Source organism: Planotetraspora sp. A-T 1434, from assembly GCF_025420585.1.
Classification (GTDB): domain Bacteria; phylum Actinomycetota; class Actinomycetes; order Streptosporangiales; family Streptosporangiaceae; genus JAOEGB01.
Genome location: NZ_JAOEGB010000005.1, coordinates 219,376 through 235,125, shown reverse-complemented (window position 1 = coordinate 235,125; position 15,750 = coordinate 219,376). Strand labels below are relative to the sequence as shown.

Here is a 15,750-nt window from a genome sequence, read left to right as displayed (position 1 = left end):
CCCCGCGAGACACTGGGTCTCGCGGGGCGTCCCACGTTAGGACCGATGTGGCGGTCGCCTCCTCGGCGAGATGCACAACACGGCTCCAGCCGAACGGTATTCCGTGAAGGCGGTAATTGCGGCCCGGGGGACACAAACCACATCGGTCACACTGAGCCTAACGGACTCCAGGGAGTGCTTATTCCAACGCCCCGGAATCATGCCCGTTCTCTCACGCGTGCCGCGCTTGGCGAAGCCGTACAAAAGGGAAGATGCGGACTTGCCCGAGCCGCGCACCGTGACAGGTGCCGGCGCGGCCTAGGGTGGGGCTGCAACGCCCCTTCGGAGGAGAGCCCGTGCTTTACCGCACCGCCAAGATCGTCAGTGTTCCCATGATGCACCTGCTGTGGCGGCCCAGAATCGAGGGCCGCGAGCACGTTCCGGCGCACGGCCCGGCGATCCTCGCGTCGAACCACCTTTCGGTGCTCGACTCCTTCGTCCTCCCGGCGTTGCTTCCCCGGCCGGTGCGGTTCGTGGCCAAGAACGAATACTTCACCGGCAACCGGCTGACCGCCCTGTGGATGCGTGGCATGGGCACGATGCCGATCGACCGGGAGAACGCCTCCGCCGCGCAGGCCATGCTCGACACGGCCGTCGACGTGCTGAAGTCCGGCGAACTGTTCGGGATCTATCCGGAGGGGACCCGCTCCCCCGACGGCCGCCTCTACCGCGGCAAGATCGGCGTCGCGTGGCTGACCCTGACCACGGGGGCCCCGGTGATCCCCGTGGCGATGCTCGGCACCGAGAAGGTCCTGCCGCCGGGGAGATCGGTGCCGCGGCTGCACCGCATCGGCATACGGCTCGGCGCTCCGATGACCTTCACCGGCGACGCCGCCAGCGCCCGGGACCGCCGCGACGTCACCGACCGGGTGATGGAGGCCATCCGCGGCCTGTCCGGGCAGGACTACGTCCCGAAATACGCCGCCAGCGTCAAGGGCGCCGCGTGACCGTCTTCACCGGGTGGGGGTGACGATTCACCCGCGCTAGGCTCTGCGGTGTCCAACGCTCTCATACCGGCTGTCACGCCGGACTCATGAGATCGCTGAGCCGACACAAGGACACCGGGGGGTGCGCGTGCCTCGAGGACGAACAGTCGCGGTCACGTCGGCCGTCGCCGTGCTGGTGGTGGGGGCCGCCGCCGGAGGCGCTTACTACGTGCTGCACACGCGCGGCACGCCGCAGGAGACCGCTCAGCGGTTCACCGCGGCCTGGACGCGCGGCGACCTCGCGGCCATGAAGGCCGAGCTCGCGACGCCGTCCCCCGGTTTCGACGCCGCGTACGCCGAGCTGACCAAGAACCTCGGGGCCACCGGGGTCGCCGTGAGCGGCCTGCGTGTGAGCGCGCCGGTGAACGACCGGGCCACCGCGGCCTACTCCGCCACCGCCACGCTCAAGAACGTCGGCGACTGGACCTACCAGGGCGAGCTGAAGCTCATGGTCAAGGACCACTACTGGAAGGTCGACTGGTCGCCCCAGGCCGTCCACCCCGCGCTGACCGGCGCCGAGCACCTGGCCCTCAAGACCAGCTGGCCGCAGCGTGCCGCGATCACGGACGCGAACGGCGACCGCATCGACGGCGGGGACGTGGGCGGCTCGGTGCAGCAGCTCGTCGGCTACCTCGACAAGGCCACCGCGAAGGACGTCAAGAGGCTCGGGGCCGCCTACCACGTCGGCGACACCGTGGGCGCGGGTGAGGGCCTCCAGCAGACCTTCCAGAAGCAGCTCGCCGGCACCCCCACCACCGAGATCCAGGTCGTCGGCTCCGAGAAGAAGACCCTGCACACCATCGAGGGCTCCCCCGGCAAGGATGTGCGGACCAGCCTGGACCTGCGGGTGCAGCGGGCGGCCGCCGACGCGGTGCGCGACCTGAAGAAGATCGCCTCTCTGGTCGCCATCCGGCCCTCCTCGGGCGAGATCCTCGCCGTCGCGAACAACCAGGGCGGCTTCAACCGGGCGCTGGCGGGCCAGTATCCGCCGGGCTCCACCTTCAAGACGATCACCGCTGCCGGATTGCTCGCAGAAGGGCTCTCCCCCTCTGACAAGGTCTCCTGCCCCGCGAAGGCGAACGTCGGCGGACTGGACATCCGCAACTCCGACCACGAGTCGTTCGGCTCGCTGACGTTCCTCGACTCCTACGCCCACTCGTGCAACACGACCTTCGCCCCGCTGGCCGCGTCCAAGCTCGGCGCGCGGAAGCTCTACGACCTGGCCACCGGCTTCGGCTTCAACCAGCCCCTGAACATCGGGGTTTCGGCGGCCAAGGGCAGCATGCCGAAGGCCACCAGCGACGCCGAACTCGCCTCCGAGGCGTTCGGCCAGGCCAGGATCCTCGCCAGCCCGCTCGTGATGGCGACGGTGGCCGCGGCCGTGGCCGACGGAAGCTGGCGGCCCCCCACGCTGGTGCCCGACCTCAAGCAGAATGCCTCCCCCAAGGAACTGCCCAGCGGCGTCGCCGAACCGCTGCGCCAGATGATGAGGGCCGTCGTCACCAAGGGCACCGCCCACGCCGCCGGGCTGCCCTCCGGGACCGCCGGCAAGACCGGGACGGCCGAGTTCGTGAGCAACAGTAAGATCGAGACCCACGCCTGGTTCATCGGCTTCCGCGGTGACCTCGCGTTCGCGGTCGTGGTGGAGGCCGGGGGCATGGGCGGCGAGGTCGCCGCCCCCGTCGCCGCTCACTTCCTCAAGTCCCTCAGCTGACCTCGGCCGCTGACCTCGGCCGCTGACCTCGGCCGCTGACCTCGGCCGGGCGGCCGTGACGCCTCGCCGTCGCAGGTTGCGCCGACGCCACCGGTTATGAAGAGAGGTCCGCGTGTCGACGCTGTCCGCCATGAGCGGCTCGGAAACGGTGAGGGGCCTACAGGAGAGGGCGGCCCGGGCTCTTCCGGCCGAGCACATCAAGGATGTCGACGGGTGGTGGCTGCGCCATGCCCCCGGCTGTGCCTGGTGGGTGGGAACGGTGCTGCCACACGGCAATGCCAGGGGCGAACTGCTGTCCAGGGTCGTTGGGGCGGAGGAGTTCTATGCCGGTCACGGCGCGGCCCCGCGGTTTCAGATCAGCCCCGGAGCGTGTCCGGAAGGGCTCGACACAGTCCTGCAAGAGCGTGGCTACCGCCGTCAGAGCTTGGTGTCGTTGCAGGTGGTGCCGATCGCGCGGGTCCTGGAACAGTCGCCGGCCGGCTCACCGCGGGTTCGGTTGGACGACCGCCCGACACGCGCATGGTTCGAAACCTGGCACGCCGTGCACGGGGGCGACTCACGTTCCGAGTGGGACCTGCTCGGCCGCGTGGAGCAGCCGTCCGCCTACGCCTGCGCGGTGATCGGGGATGACGTCCTCGCGGTGGGCCGCGCCGTCGCCGACACCGGGTGGGCGGGAGTCTTCGGCATGGCCACGCTTCCCGAGGCGCGGGGCAAAGGCGCGGCCCGCGACGTGCTCGCCGCGCTTGCCGGCTGGGCCGGCGCACACCAAGCCGGCCGCATGTATCTGCAGGTGGAGCGCGACAACATCCCGGCTCTCCGGCTGTACCAGCGGATGGGCTTCACCGAGATATGCGGTTACCACTACCGCACCGCGAGGTGAGCCTCAGGCCAGTAAAGATGGCGGACCTCCGCATGATCACGGCCGGAGTTCCGGCAGGTCAACCACCATGTCCAGGAATCGTGCATGATCACGCCGGAGTTCACCCATCCGCGACGAGATCGACCCCGCGTACGCGACCTCCCGCGGAGCTGCGGAACTTAGATCAACAGGCACGGCGCCGCGTCCGGAAGACGCTGCGAACGCATGAGCGCCGACGGTTCCACCGCGAGGACGTGGCGGTCGGGGGGCTCGTACGACCCGGTGCCCGCCCCGACGTTCAGTATGGTCCGGGCATCGCCGAGCGCAGCCCAAATCCGCGCAGCGATGCGCGGTTCAGTGCGCCGTGTCACGGTGTAGGTGGCTCCGATGGTGTCGTACAACTGCGCGCTGGACATTGACACTGCCTTTCCGGCTGTCACCCACCGTCCCCGCACCGTGGCTGTGGCCTGGGTAGCGTGTCACTGCGCGGGACGTCGCTTGATCGCTATTTCACCAACTTGCCAACCTGCCGAACGAGTCACTGAGCGTTGATCAACAACGGCGATCAGGAGTTCAGCGACGCGCCCTCCGTACCGCCTCGCCGTAGGCACCCGACCCGTCCCGGCAGACGATCTCCACTCCGATCACCCTAGCGATCGACAGTCAGACTGCGCGGTGTCTTTCTGCCGTATTCCGGCCGCCCCTAGAAGGCACGAGCCGTCATAGAACTCCTTACGGTATAAGGTATTGTTCGGGCGGGGATAGCTTACGCCGTACAGAGATGTGGGCCGAGATCGGCCGCAGCCCTTGGGAGGACATCGATGCCAGCCGCGACGCTTCACGACGGAGGCGTGATCGAGATCGAGATCCGCGGAGCGGGACCAGTCGTTCTGCTTCCGGTGAACCCCAAGCCTGGCGACGACGGCCCTCAGGCCGAGGAAATGCGCAAATGGGGCGCCGACCCCTCACTCGGCCATTCCCTCGTGGCCGGACTGAGTGACAGGTTCAGAGTCGTCGCCTTCGACTACGAGGGACACGTCCTGGCCGCGCCGAAGGCCGACACGCTCACTCCGGAGACGGTCGCCCGTGACCTGCTCGCCGTAGCCGACGCGGCCGGCGCCGACCACTTCGCCTACTACGGATACTCCTGGCTGGCCATGATCGGCATGCAGCTCGCCATCCGCACGGATCGCCTCACAGCGCTCGCTATGGGCGGTTTCCCACCCGTCGGCGGGCCGTACGCCGCGATGCTCAGCGTCACGACCGCAACGCACCAGATGTCCGCCGAGGCGCGGAACCCCTCATCCGCTGAGCCAGTGGAGGCGGGCGATTGGGACAACGCGCCCGTGTCCATGTCGCAGGACCAGACCCGCCAGTTCGTCACGCTCTACCAGGCACTTCAGCACTTCGACGACCGGGCCGCCCAGAGCCGCATCACCTCCCCCAGGTTGTGCTTCGCCGGATCAGCCGACAGGATCGACTACGGCCCCAGGTGGGGGAACACGCAAGTGGACATCGCCGGACCGATCCTGGAGCACCGCAACGACATCGAGGACCTCGGCTGGGATGTGCGCGTCCTCGACGGTCTCGATCACATGCGGGCGATGCAGGCGAACCAGGTCCTCCCCGTCATCCGCCCATGGCTGGCGTCGAAGCTCTCCGCCCTCGCGAACTGACGCCACCCGACATCCCGCCCGCCGATACCCCTCAGGGATGGGCGAGCTCCAGGACGACGATGCCCGCCAGAACGGTCGCGCTGGCCGTAACGCGCAGGTAGCCGAAGCCTTCCCGGAAGATCAGCGTGCCGATGAGCGCGGCCATGACGATGCTCGTCTCGCGCAGGGCGGCGATGGTCGCCAGGTTCCCACGGGCCTGGGCCCAGACCACGAGCCCGTACGCCACCACGGACAGCAGGCCGCCGGTCAGGCCGCGCCCGGATACGGGTCTCAGCTGCCCGATCAGGGAGCGGCCTCGCCGCGCCCACGCGATCAACGGCAGAACGGGCCCCTGGCAGAGGAAGAGCCACGCGATGTAGCCGGTGACCGTTCCCGAATGCCGCACCCCCGTGCCGTCGACGACCGTGTACAGGGCGATCATCATTCCGGTCCCGACGGCGGCCGCGAGCGCCGGCAGTTGCGCCCGGCCGGGTATCCCGTCCGCCAGCGCCAGGCCGGCCAGGCCGCACGAGATCACCACCACCCCGGCGACGTCCCGGCCCGGCAGAGCCTGGCCGAGCACGGTCGTGGACACCACCGCCACCAGCAGCGGTGACGTGCCGCGGGCCATGGGGTACATCTGGCCGAAATCGCCGAGCTGGTAGGCCCGCAGCAGCAGAACCTGGTACACGACCTGCAACACGGCGGACGCCGCGATGTACGGCCACGCCGCCGGGTCCGGCATGGGCATCAGCAAGACCATCACGGCGCCGCATCCGGTGTAGGCGAGGTTGATCAAGGTGAAGCCGGCCAGCTTGTCCTTGATGCCGTGTGCGAGCCCGTTCCAGACGACGTGCAGGAGCGCCGCGGCCAGGACCACGGCAGGTACGGCGGCCGCGCCCGCACCCGATGACACGACCCCGGGCATACGGCTCCCCACTGACGCTGTGAAACGAGCCTCCATCTAACCGGCATCCAGGCGGGGCGCGCCTCGTCGACACCGCCCGCACAGTGCGCCTGGCGTCGGGCCGCGCGCTGGACTACGACTACGTCATCTAGGCGGTCGGCGACGCCGCCGCACCGTCGGGCCAGCCGCCGCGGATGAGCTGGCGGCCCGCGTCCCGAGCAGCCGACCTCCGCTGCGCGGGTGGTCCCGTCCCCGTGACGAAGCAGCATGTATGCCGAGCGGTTCACCTTGTTGCGGCCGCTGCTGTTCACGATCGTCTACGGATACTCGGCTCGGTAACCGAATCCGACGACGGCTGTAGGGGGTCCCGGTAGTCCTGGCCGAAAAACCAACGGATATCGCTGACCTGCGCTAACGCGGAATCTCAGATTGCAGTCGCACTTCATGGTGGCCGACAACATCCGTCACTGCAGGTAGCCGTGTCAGCTATCGGCGGGTGTTTGTGCCCCTGGTTGTCCTCGAGGAGTTGATGTGTGCGGGTGAGGAATGCCTGGCGGACCTCTTCTGGGTGCAGTATCTGGAGTGGTCGGCCGAGGCTGAGCAGGTAGCGGGCCAGGCCGTCGGCGTCTGGCCCGCCGATGTCGATAATCGTGGCGTCATCGCCGTCCGGGTGGTGGACGCCGACCGTTAGTGGTACCAGCCTGCGGGCCTCATCGGCCGGTACGGTCAGGCGGATGGTCACCCGCACCGGGTAGGGCCTCAGCGCGACGCCCGTGCTGACCATCTGTGCCGGATCTGGCGGGTCGGACAGGGCAGTGGCCTGCCCGGTGGCTGTGGCATCGATGATGCGATCGGTACGGAAGGTGCGCCAGTCCTGCCGCGTCAGGTCGTAGGCGAGGAGATACCAGCGGCGGCCGGTGTAGATGAGCCGGTAGGGGTCCACTCGGCGGGTGGACGTCGTTCCGGCCCGGTCGCGGTAGGTCAACTGGGTGCGTTCGCCTCGCCGGCACGCGGTGGCCAGGTCGAGCAGCAGCGCGGGGGAGATCTGGCTTTCGTCGGGTCGTGCGGTGTGGGTGAACGCGGCGTCCAGCTCGCCGAGCCGGTCGGCGATCCTGGCCGGCAGCACCTGCCGTAGTTTCAGCAGCGCCGACAGGGCTGCCTGGTCGCTGCCGGAGACTCCGCTGAAGGCGGCGGTGCGCAGCCCGACAGCGACCGCGAGGGCCTCCTCCTCGTCAAGGATCAGTGGCGGAATGCTGGTTCCAGGCCCGAGGTGGTAGCCGCCCCATGGGCCCATCTCCGATTCGATGCCGTAGCCGAGTTCACGTAGCCGGGCGATGTCCCGGCGAACCGTCCGTTCGGTGATCTCCAGCTGGGCGGAAAGATCAGCGGACGTCCAGGACCGCCGCGTTGACAGCAAAGACAGCAGCCGCAGCAGCCGTGCCGAGGTGTTGACCACGGCTAACAGTCTGCTCGATAACCAGGACCGTTTCTGACCGGGTCATACCGTAACGTCGCCGGCATGACCGAGAACTCCTCGGCCGAAAAGTCCATTACGACGACGATGACCTCCGCCAAGGTGCGTCAGATGACGGGCCCGGATGGGCGCACGTAACCGACGAGGGCAGGACCCATGGAAGCACGCATGAAGAGCATGGCGAATCCCGACGTGATCACAGCGATCCAGCATCTCCACAAGGCGATTCACGCCGGTGGCGTCGACCCGCTCGTGCTCGAGCTGGTCCATCTGCGGGCCAGCCAGATCAACGGCTGCAGCCCGTGTGTGTTCGCCGGCGTCCAGTCGGCGAAGAAGCATGGAGACCGAGGAGCGGCTGCACAACGTGGTCACCTGGCGCGAGACGCCTTCTTCACCGAGGAGGAGCGGGCAGCGCTCGCGCTGACCGATCCAGCGCCACTTCCGGCAGGCCCCCGTCCTGGGCTCCCACCTTCGGGTGACCGCCGACAACCATCCCTTTGATGATCATCAGGGGCACATGACGATGAGCAACGAACTACTGGAACTGACCGTTACCGATGCCCGAGCCTGGCGGGAGTGGCTCAGCAGGCACCACAACAGCTCGGCAGGGGTGTGGCTGGTCCTCGCCAAGCAGAACACGACCCGGCCCACCAGCCTGACCTATGACCAGGCGCTCGACGAAGCCCTGTGCCACGGCTGGATCGATGGTCGGCTACGACGGCGGGATGAGATCACCTTCTGCCGGCGCTTCACCCCTCGCGGAAGGCAAAGTCCCTGGTCAGAGCGGAACGTTTCCATCGTGACCCGTCTGATCAGCGAGGGCCGGATGCATCCGGCCGGAATGACCGAGGTCGAACGCGCCAAGGCCGACGGCCGCTGGGACACGGCCTACGCGGGACAAGCCGGGATCGAGGTACCAGCCGACCTGGCCGCCGCATTGGCCGCGAAACCCCGGGCACAAGCTATGTTCGACATCCTCACCTCCCAAAACCGCTACGCCATTCTCTATCGGATCGCGAACGCCAAACGCGCCGAGACCCGAGCCCGCCGTATCACCCAGTTCGTTGACATGCTCGCCCGCGGCGAGGCGATCCACCCACAAAAGCGCGCCCTCGGCAGTTGAATGCGGGCCCACTCCTCTCCTCGCCTCGCTCCTCCAAGCCCACGTACATGGCGGCTCGGCGTTCGGCCAGACCCGGAACCTTACCCAGCCCCCAAGAACCCGTCATAGGCGCAGGCTCGGCTCAACAGCGGCCGGGCGCAAGGGGCGCCAGCCGCCTCCGACGAGCGGGCCGACGTGGACCTCACGACCGTGCGGGACACCAACTCGTACTTTGCGCGGCTGGTGACCCGTCAGGCGCTCAACACATCGCGACGGGCGCACGCCGTCGCGAGGAACGGCGTTGGGCGAAGCGCTCGTTGAGCGCTTCCTGCCGCACTCCGCTAGACGCGGTCGTACCGCATCACCACCACCTGCGAATCGCAGGTACGCGACTCGGCCAGCCGCAGGCCCAGCCGCTCTTCGCGCGGGACGAACAGCGGCCGGCCACCGCCCAGCACGACCGGGTGCACCGCGAGGTGATACTCGTCGATCAGGCCGTGGTCGGTGAGCGCGGCGGCCAGGCTGGAGCCGCCGGCGAGCAGCAGGTCCTTGCCGTCCTGCCGCTTGAGGTCGGCGACCTGCTCGGCGAGGTCGTCGCCGATGATCCGGGTGGCCCAGTCGGTCTCCTTCAGTGTCTTCGAGAAGACGATCTTCGGCGTGTCGCGCCAGCGAGGGGCGAACTTCAGGACGTGCGGGTGGTCCGACATCGACTCGGCATTCGGCCAGAAGGCCACCATGCCTTCCCAGACGCCGCGCCCGTACAGGAAGGTGTCGGAACGGTCGCCCAGCGCCTCGGAGTACGCCGACAGTTCCTCGCCCATCACGGGCCAGTCGAACTCGCCGTTCGGGCCGTCGATGTGGCCGTCGATCGAGGTGTGCACCCAGAAGATGATCTTACGCATGTCCGGCTCCTGTTCTCTTTTGCTTTCACAGGTGGGTCGCAGCCGTGGCGACGTTCTCTACATCTGGCGGAAGAATTTTTTTCGGGTTATTTCGTCGGCATCGGCCGGGCGTCGGCGGCCGAACAGCGCCAGCAGACTGACCATGACCAGCCCCCGAGTGGACAGCTCCAGCTTGTCGGCGAGGGTGACGGCGTTGGCCACCACCCCGAACGCGGTGTGCCCTACCAACGCCCCACCGGCCAAGCAGAGGCTGTGCCGGTCCGTCCACCCGCCGCTCGCCGTCCACCGGCGTACCAGCCACCCAGCCAGCACCGCGACCGGTGCCTGGTAGCCGAGGTCGATGGAGGTCGCCACGGTAACCCGCAGCAGCAGCCCGCCCAGCACGAACACCACTCCGGCCACCACGACCCCCGTCCGCTTCAGGTACGGCGGACGGCCGGAACGTGGCAGCCCAGGTCGCTTCCGCCAGACACGCCGGACCTCCACCGCCGAGGCCATCGTGCGCGCCGCCTTGCGCAGCCTCGAGACGTGCGCAGTTGCTCGGCCTCGCCGCCCGCTCGGCCCGGGCCGGCAGGTTGGAGATGATCAGCAGATCCAGCACGTGCAGAGCGTCATCGACCGAGGAGGTCTCCAGGTGCCGCACGGTGGCCAGCAACGTGGCGTCTGCCGATCGCCGGGGCGCAGGTGAACCCGGCCTTCCACGGGTGCCAATCTGGCAGAAACGGGCCGCGAGGATGGATGGTTGCTGGCCGGAGTGCAGGTGAGGAGCCTTGGTCGGTGCGGCTCAGTCCGGGGGCGGCCGTAGTGTGGCCGTCGGTCCGAAGAGGCGGTCGAGGTGGTAGTCGATGATCGCGGTGGCGGCCGCGTGGCTGCGCTGCCGGCCCAGGACGCTGGCGGTCAGGCCGTTGGCGAGAGCCAGAAGTGTGGCGACCTCGGTGCGCGGGTCGCGATCGGAGGCGAGGTCCCCGGCCTGCTGCGCGGTGGTGAGCCGGGTGGTGAGGAAGTCTTCCAGCGCGTCGGGTCGGGTGAGCGCGGCCGCAGCGAGCGCCGGGTCGGTGAGGGCGGCGGTGTAGTAGGCGGTCCAGGCCAGCGAGTCCAGCCGGCTCTGCTCGTCGGAGGGCAGGATCGCGCCGAGGACGGCTTCGAAGACACCTCGCGTGGACAGCCGGCCCGTGTCGGCGGCGGCCCGCTGCCGGACTCGGCGGTCCAGGCGGGCGGCCAGCTCGGCGAGGCCGGAGTCGAGCAGGGCCTGCTTGTCGGTGAAGTAATACTGGACGACACGCAGTGAGACTCCGGCCTCGGCGGCGATCTCACGCATCGACACCGCCTGCAGGCCGCGGGTGCTGGCGATGCGCAGCAGTGCCTCGGTCAACTGGCGTCGCCGCTCATCATGGTCCACCTGTTTGGGCATGCCGGTTTCCTAACTGCGCTCCGTGCCGTGCCCCGGCGTTGCGATCTCGGCCCGGGCTTGGCCGGGGAAGGTGAGGATCCGCTCTGTGACCAGGCCTGGAGCTTCGACGGGCAGCGCGTGCCCGGTGTCGGGCACGATCTCCACCCGCCACGACGGCGCGATTTCGGCCAGCCGCGCGGCCACCGACTGCGCGTTGTGCACCGCGCTGCGGGCGCCCAGCAGCACCTGTACGGGCACGGACAGCTCACGCACCTGCTCGTCGGTGTAGGTGGGCGGGATGGGCAGCCGCCGGCGGAAAGACCGGCCGGCCAGCAGCAGCTTCATCAGCACGTCCTCACGCAGCGCGCCGTTGCCGACCGCGCCGGCGACACGGCGTCGTAGCGCACGAGGAAGCAGGGCGGCCATACCGCCGACGATGACCCACCGGTAGAACCGCCCGCTCAGCGGCGCGAAGCCGACCGGATCCACCAGCGTCAGCGCCGCGACTCGGCCACCCCCGCCAAGCTGCTGTTCCACCGCGGTCCAGCCGCCGTAAGAGGATCCCACCACATGTGCGCGCTCGGCGCCGGCCGCGGCCAAGACGTCGGTGAGCCAGCCACCGACCTCGGCACCGGTCACAAGCGGCTGCGTCTGAACCGAGCGGCCGGGCTCGCCGAGCGGGTCGACGGCAAAGACCGGACGCATGCGCGCCAGCGGCTCGATGTAGCGGTACCAGGCCAGCGCGTTCCCACCAGCACCGGCCAGGAGGACCACCGGATCCCCCTCGGCGGGCCCGGCCCGGTGGATCCGCACACTGCCGGCGCGGGTCTCGACGTCGATGGAGTCCACCGGCACTGGCCACAGCTCGCCGAGCACCCGGTCATAGGCGGCGAGGTACCTGTCGCGGGCATTGTCGCTGGTGAAGGCCGACGGCCGGTCGGGGGCGCGCATGGTGACCTCATCTCTCCCCTTTATGGATACAGTCGTATCCTAACAGTTGGGGTCCCCGTCACGTAGCAATCGCGAAAATTCACGAACCCGTCCCTGACCTGCGGCCATTTTCGCGCCTGGTCAGGCCGGTAGCTCAGCGGTGTCTACTTGAACCGGCCCTTTAAACCCGGTCCGGTCCGTACGGCTCAGCGTCGGGTACCTCGCATGAGACGGAATTGAGGAAGCGCCAGAGAAGGCGTTCGGCTACGCCAGCGCAGGGGCCGGGCCGGACCCGATGACTTCGCAGGCGACCGTATCGGCTCCGTTTCGTCATGCTGAACTGCGGCAACGGCTGACTCCGGATCGCGAGGGGGTCGGGATGCTCGATGAACCGGTCGATGCGATCCGGATGGCGCTCGGAGTTCCTTCCAGGGGCAGTGCGAGGGCTGCACCACCACGGCGTGGCACCTGAAGGACGCGGTCTACCTCAACGCCCGCGGCGTCTCGTTCGCCATCGTGACCACGGGCCGTTGGGACGAGGTGGCCTCCTACGTCGAGTTCATGGGCTACACCCAGCCGCGACCCCCGTGGAGACCCTCGGCCGGCACGACCACCACCACTGACGCGCCTTCGTCGACGGCGTCGGCAAGGCGGGCGGCGGGGGCAGAGCGCTCCAGCTGCCCGTCGGTCGGCGCCCGTATGTTCAGGTGGTCTCTACATCGGGAACGCGGCCGCGTCGTTCCGGAGAGCCATGATCAATAATGTGGCGATCAATGTGGCGATCAACAGCCAGCTCACCACGATGATCAAGGTGGACCGGCGTGGCCACTGGCGAGCGCGGCCGACCGCCCGGCGCCGTCCGCGCTGCCGACGCTCCACCCGCTCGTTGAACGACTCGAGCCTGGCCGCGAGTCTCGGGTCCTCATCGGTGAGGTGCCGCTCGATCATCGCCAGCATCCGCTCTTCGTCCTGCGACCAGGCCATGGCGCACCTCTCCCAAGACGCAAGGTGTGTGCCGACGTTCTGCCCAACGATGAAGATCATTAGCCGTATCCAAGACCCGGTATTTACCGCGTGTTGTGAGTTGCGATCTTCCTCGAACTCGCGTTCTAATCATGTCATGCGCTGGGACAATCTGCGTCTGACCGATCACGGTCAGCGCGACGAGGCCCTCCCGCTGTTCGCGCGCGGGGCGGTGACGAGGACCTTCGACACGCCGGAGTTCCGGGGCATCACGTTCTACGAGATCCACGCCCGCTCGGTCATCAACCGCGTCCCCGGCCAGAGCCGCGTGCCGTTCGAGTGGACCATCAACCCCTACAGGGGTTGCAGCCACGCCTGCACGTACTGCTTCGCCCGGAAGACACACGAATATCTGGATCTCGGATCGGGCGAGGACTTCGACTCCAAGATCATCGTGAAGGTCAACGCGGCCGAGCTCGTCCGCAAGGAGCTCGCCGCGCCCAAGTGGGCCGGGCAGCACATCGCGATGGGGACCAACGTCGACTGCTACCAGCGGGCCGAGGGGCGTTACAAGCTCATGCGCGGCATCCTGACCGCCCTCCGGGACGCCGCCAACCCGTTCTCGATCCTCACCAAGGGGTCCCTCATCCTGCGCGACCTCGACCTGCTCACTCAGGCGGCCGAGGTGACCGATGTCAGCACCGCCGTCTCGGTCGGCTTCGTCGACGACGCCATGTGGCGCGCGGTCGAGTCCGGCACGCCGCACCCGCGCAAACGGCTGGAGGTCTGCGCCACCCTCACCGAGCACGGCATCCGCTGCGGCGTGCTGATGGCCCCGATCCTCCCCTACCTGACCGACTCCCCCGCCATGCTGTCGCAGACCGTACGGCGGATCGCCGAGACCGGCGCCGCCCACGTCACCCCGATCGTGCTCCACCTGCGCCCGGGCGCCCGGGAGTGGTTCATGGCCTGGCTCTCCAGGGAGCACCCCCGGCTCGTCCCCCGATACACGGAGATGTACGGCAGGGGCGCCTACGCCCCCAAGGCATACCAGGAGCGGATCGCCCAGGAGGTCGCCGCGCTGGCCCGGCGGTACGGAATCGGCCGGTCGAGTTCTCGCGACGCCCGCCGGATCCCTCAGCGCCCGCAGCCCGCCAGAGCCTCCGCGCCGGAGCAGCTCACCCTTCTGTGACCCCCTAGCCGATCCCGGTTTCCCTCGGCCAGAGCCTCACGGACAATGAAGCGTCAGAGGGCACGGGCGGGAGGAAGCGCGGCATGGATCAGCAAGACCTTCGGCGGCGGTTCGGGACACTGACCACCGCCCACCTGGCGGACGCCTGCATTCGCGCTCAGCTCCCTGTGCGCTGCGGGCCCGCGCTCCTGCGCGCCGTGGTGCCCGGCGGCCGCCTCATCGGGCGTGCGTCCCCCTCCCGGCACGCCGGCAGCGTCGATGTCTTCCTGGAGGCGTTCGAACGGGCGGAGCCCGGCGACGTCCTGGTGGTCGACAACGGCGGACGGCTCGACGAAGCCTGCGTCGGCGACCTCGTCGTCCTGGAGGCCCAGGCCGCCGGGCTTGCGGGCATCGTGATCTGGGGGCTGCATCGCGACACGGCCGACATCCGAGCCATCGGACTGCCGGTCTTCAGCCTGGGAGCGATCCCGACCGGCCCGCTGCGCCTCGATCCCCGTCCCCACGACGCGATGGACTCCGCCACCGTGGGCGACTGGACGGTCAGCCGTGACGACCTGGTCCTGGGCGACGACGACGGCGTGCTGTTCGTGCCCGCCACCCGCGCCGCGGACCTCTTCGGCCTCGCGGAGAAGATCCGCGACACCGAGCGACGCCAGGCCGAGCGGATCCGCGCGGGCGACTCCCTGCGCGGCCAGGTGCGGTTCGACGCCTACCTCGCCCGCCGCAGGGAGACGCCTTCGCTGACCTTCCGCGAACATCTGCGAGCCGTGGGCGGCGCCATCGAGGAATGACTCCCCCTTTCGCGGGTCACTCCCCGGCAGGCCGGGCCTCCCCGATAGCATCGGCAGGCGTGGAGGACGTCGAGGGCGCGGAGGACGTGGAGGATTTCGTCCGGGCGCACACCCGGCTCGCGGCTGTGCCGTACGTGCCGGAGATCCTTCTGCACCAAGTTCCTCCCCTGACGCCGCCCCTTCCTCCTTCCCAACCGTCCCCACCGGCTCGCCCCGACGCATCCGGTGACCAGCCTCCGGGCGACCAGCCCGACGACCCCGGCGGTGAGGCGCGGGACGGCGCGCTTTACGCCATCTGGGAGCGGACGGGGCGGTTGCCGTTCTGGGCCTACGCGTGGGCGGGCGGGCAGGCGCTCGCGCGGCACGTGCTCGACCATCCGGAGCTGGTCCGGGGCCGGACCGTCCTCGACCTCGCCACCGGATCAGGCCTGGTGGCCATCGCCTCAGCCCTCGCCGGAGCCGCCCGGGTGACCGCCAACGACATCGACCCGCACGCACTCGCCGCGACGGCCCTGAACGCCCGAGCGAACGGCGTGACCGTCGCAGTCGTCGAAGGGGACCTGCTCGGCCACACCGCCACCGAGGACGTCGTCCTGGCGGGGGACGTCTTCTACGAGAAGCCGCTGGCCCGCCGGGTCATGCCGTTCCTGGAGCGAGCCCGGGGTGTGGTCCTGGTCGGCGATCCGGAGCGAGGGTGCTCCTACCTGCCCGCGGCCCGCTTCGAACGGGTCGGCGTCCATACCGTGCCGGCGCCCCTGGAGGACACCCCGCGCAAGCGCACCACCATCTGGCGCCTCGTGTGATCCAGATCACACAACATTCGCGCTGTCTGCCACGTCACAGGAA

The 15,750-nt window shown here is 69.1% G+C and carries 17 protein-coding genes and 1 pseudogene; 10 read left to right on the top strand and 8 right to left on the bottom strand.

Going from position 1 to position 15,750, the window contains the following annotated elements; all coding sequences use genetic code 11:
- The first annotated feature begins 335 nt into the window (after positions 1-335).
- The 3 genes from N5079_RS09100 (at position 336) to N5079_RS09090 (ending at position 3,619) form a co-directional block, all read left to right on the top strand.
- Positions 336-986 carry a lysophospholipid acyltransferase family protein gene (locus N5079_RS09100; RefSeq protein WP_261583155.1) on the top strand — a complete coding sequence of 217 codons (651 nt, stop codon included), beginning with the start codon at positions 336-338 and terminating at the stop codon, positions 984-986.
- Between the two features lie 121 nt (positions 987-1,107).
- A complete protein-coding gene (locus N5079_RS09095; RefSeq protein ID WP_261583154.1) occupies positions 1,108-2,739 on the top strand; it encodes a penicillin-binding transpeptidase domain-containing protein in 1,632 nt (543 codons plus the stop codon).
- Between the two features lie 130 nt (positions 2,740-2,869).
- Positions 2,870-3,619, top strand: coding sequence for a GNAT family N-acetyltransferase (locus N5079_RS09090; protein ID WP_261583153.1), 750 nt, complete (start codon positions 2,870-2,872; stop codon positions 3,617-3,619).
- Positions 3,620-3,777: 158 nt separating this feature from the next.
- Here N5079_RS09090 and N5079_RS09085 read toward each other — a convergent pair whose 3' ends face one another.
- Complete coding sequence (locus tag N5079_RS09085; protein ID WP_261583152.1) at positions 3,778-4,014, bottom strand: hypothetical protein; 237 nt, start codon at positions 4,012-4,014, stop codon at positions 3,778-3,780.
- A 405-nt stretch (positions 4,015-4,419) separates the two neighbouring features.
- Here N5079_RS09085 and N5079_RS09080 point away from each other — a divergent pair, with 405 nt between their 5' ends.
- Positions 4,420-5,274 (top strand): alpha/beta fold hydrolase, encoded by an 855-nt coding sequence (locus N5079_RS09080; protein ID WP_261583151.1) that lies wholly within the window; start codon positions 4,420-4,422, stop codon positions 5,272-5,274.
- A gap of 31 nt (positions 5,275-5,305) precedes the next feature.
- Here N5079_RS09080 and N5079_RS09075 read toward each other — a convergent pair whose 3' ends face one another.
- Entirely contained in the window at positions 5,306-6,181 is an 876-nt protein-coding gene (locus tag N5079_RS09075) for a DMT family transporter (protein ID WP_261583150.1), read from the bottom strand.
- 421 nt (positions 6,182-6,602) lie between these two features.
- The gene (locus N5079_RS09070; protein WP_261583149.1) at positions 6,603-7,616 is read right to left on the bottom strand and encodes a helix-turn-helix transcriptional regulator; all 1,014 of its coding nucleotides are present in this window, start codon (positions 7,614-7,616) and stop codon (positions 6,603-6,605) included.
- 186 nt (positions 7,617-7,802) lie between these two features.
- Between N5079_RS09070 and N5079_RS09065 the strand changes: the two genes are divergently transcribed.
- Entirely contained in the window at positions 7,803-8,135 is a 333-nt protein-coding gene (locus tag N5079_RS09065; RefSeq protein WP_261583148.1) for a carboxymuconolactone decarboxylase family protein, read from the top strand.
- Complete coding sequence (locus N5079_RS09060) at positions 8,110-8,757, top strand: YdeI/OmpD-associated family protein (protein WP_261583147.1); 648 nt, start codon at positions 8,110-8,112, stop codon at positions 8,755-8,757. Before N5079_RS09065 ends, N5079_RS09060 begins: the two co-directional genes overlap by 26 nt.
- Before the next feature lie 320 nt (positions 8,758-9,077).
- Here N5079_RS09060 and N5079_RS09055 read toward each other — a convergent pair whose 3' ends face one another.
- The 4 genes from N5079_RS09055 to N5079_RS09040 all read right to left on the bottom strand — a co-directional run bounded on the left by N5079_RS09055 (position 9,078) and on the right by N5079_RS09040 (position 11,979).
- On the bottom strand, positions 9,078-9,638 hold the full coding sequence (locus N5079_RS09055; RefSeq protein ID WP_261583146.1) for a dihydrofolate reductase family protein: 561 nt from the start codon (positions 9,636-9,638) through the stop codon (positions 9,078-9,080).
- Between the two features lie 57 nt (positions 9,639-9,695).
- Positions 9,696-10,136: a hypothetical protein gene (locus N5079_RS09050; protein ID WP_261583145.1), complete on the bottom strand. Its 441-nt coding sequence runs from the start codon at positions 10,134-10,136 to the stop codon at positions 9,696-9,698.
- A 286-nt stretch (positions 10,137-10,422) separates the two neighbouring features.
- Positions 10,423-11,049 carry a TetR/AcrR family transcriptional regulator gene (locus N5079_RS09045; protein WP_261583144.1) on the bottom strand — a complete coding sequence of 209 codons (627 nt, stop codon included), beginning with the start codon at positions 11,047-11,049 and terminating at the stop codon, positions 10,423-10,425.
- A gap of 9 nt (positions 11,050-11,058) precedes the next feature.
- Complete coding sequence (locus N5079_RS09040) at positions 11,059-11,979, bottom strand: alpha/beta fold hydrolase (RefSeq protein WP_261583143.1); 921 nt, start codon at positions 11,977-11,979, stop codon at positions 11,059-11,061.
- 420 nt (positions 11,980-12,399) lie between these two features.
- Here N5079_RS09040 and N5079_RS09035 point away from each other — a divergent pair.
- A pseudogene (locus N5079_RS09035) lies at positions 12,400-12,720 on the top strand (DUF899 family protein); the annotation flags it as partial.
- Here N5079_RS09035 and N5079_RS09030 read toward each other — a convergent pair.
- Positions 12,673-12,942 carry a DUF3040 domain-containing protein gene (locus N5079_RS09030; RefSeq protein ID WP_261583142.1) on the bottom strand — a complete coding sequence of 90 codons (270 nt, stop codon included), beginning with the start codon at positions 12,940-12,942 and terminating at the stop codon, positions 12,673-12,675. The pseudogene N5079_RS09035 and the gene N5079_RS09030 overlap by 48 nt on opposite strands.
- A 136-nt stretch (positions 12,943-13,078) precedes the next feature.
- Between N5079_RS09030 and N5079_RS09025 the strand changes: the two genes are divergently transcribed.
- The 3 genes from N5079_RS09025 to N5079_RS09015 all read left to right on the top strand — a co-directional run bounded on the left by N5079_RS09025 (position 13,079) and on the right by N5079_RS09015 (position 15,707).
- Complete coding sequence (locus tag N5079_RS09025) at positions 13,079-14,113, top strand: Rv2578c family radical SAM protein (protein ID WP_261583141.1); 1,035 nt, start codon at positions 13,079-13,081, stop codon at positions 14,111-14,113.
- Positions 14,114-14,196: 83 nt separating this feature from the next.
- Positions 14,197-14,904, top strand: a complete 708-nt coding sequence (locus N5079_RS09020) for an RraA family protein (RefSeq protein ID WP_261583140.1) — start codon at positions 14,197-14,199, stop codon at positions 14,902-14,904.
- Between the two features lie 59 nt (positions 14,905-14,963).
- A complete protein-coding gene (locus N5079_RS09015) occupies positions 14,964-15,707 on the top strand; it encodes a class I SAM-dependent methyltransferase (protein ID WP_261583139.1) in 744 nt (247 codons plus the stop codon).
- Positions 15,708-15,750 lie beyond the last annotated feature (43 nt).

Bases quoted from the DNA above. Each gene is read 5' to 3' on its own strand.
- N5079_RS09090 (WP_261583153.1), top strand. From the start codon at position 2,870: ATGAGCGGCTCGGAAACGGTGAGGGGCCTACAGGAGAGGGCGGCCCGG.
- N5079_RS09085 (WP_261583152.1), bottom strand. From the start codon at position 4,014: ATGTCCAGCGCGCAGTTGTACGACACCATCGGAGCCACCTACACCGTG.
- N5079_RS09080 (WP_261583151.1), top strand. From the start codon at position 4,420: ATGCCAGCCGCGACGCTTCACGACGGAGGCGTGATCGAGATCGAGATC.
- N5079_RS09075 (WP_261583150.1), bottom strand. From the start codon at position 6,181: ATGCCCGGGGTCGTGTCATCGGGTGCGGGCGCGGCCGCCGTACCTGCC.
- N5079_RS09065 (WP_261583148.1), top strand. From the start codon at position 7,803: ATGAAGAGCATGGCGAATCCCGACGTGATCACAGCGATCCAGCATCTC.
- N5079_RS09055 (WP_261583146.1), bottom strand. From the start codon at position 9,638: ATGCGTAAGATCATCTTCTGGGTGCACACCTCGATCGACGGCCACATC.
- N5079_RS09050 (WP_261583145.1), bottom strand. From the start codon at position 10,136: ATGGCCTCGGCGGTGGAGGTCCGGCGTGTCTGGCGGAAGCGACCTGGG.
- N5079_RS09045 (WP_261583144.1), bottom strand. From the start codon at position 11,049: ATGCCCAAACAGGTGGACCATGATGAGCGGCGACGCCAGTTGACCGAG.
- N5079_RS09040 (WP_261583143.1), bottom strand. From the start codon at position 11,979: ATGCGCGCCCCCGACCGGCCGTCGGCCTTCACCAGCGACAATGCCCGC.
- N5079_RS09030 (WP_261583142.1), bottom strand. From the start codon at position 12,942: ATGGCCTGGTCGCAGGACGAAGAGCGGATGCTGGCGATGATCGAGCGG.
- N5079_RS09025 (WP_261583141.1), top strand. From the start codon at position 13,079: ATGCGCTGGGACAATCTGCGTCTGACCGATCACGGTCAGCGCGACGAG.
- N5079_RS09020 (WP_261583140.1), top strand. From the start codon at position 14,197: ATGGATCAGCAAGACCTTCGGCGGCGGTTCGGGACACTGACCACCGCC.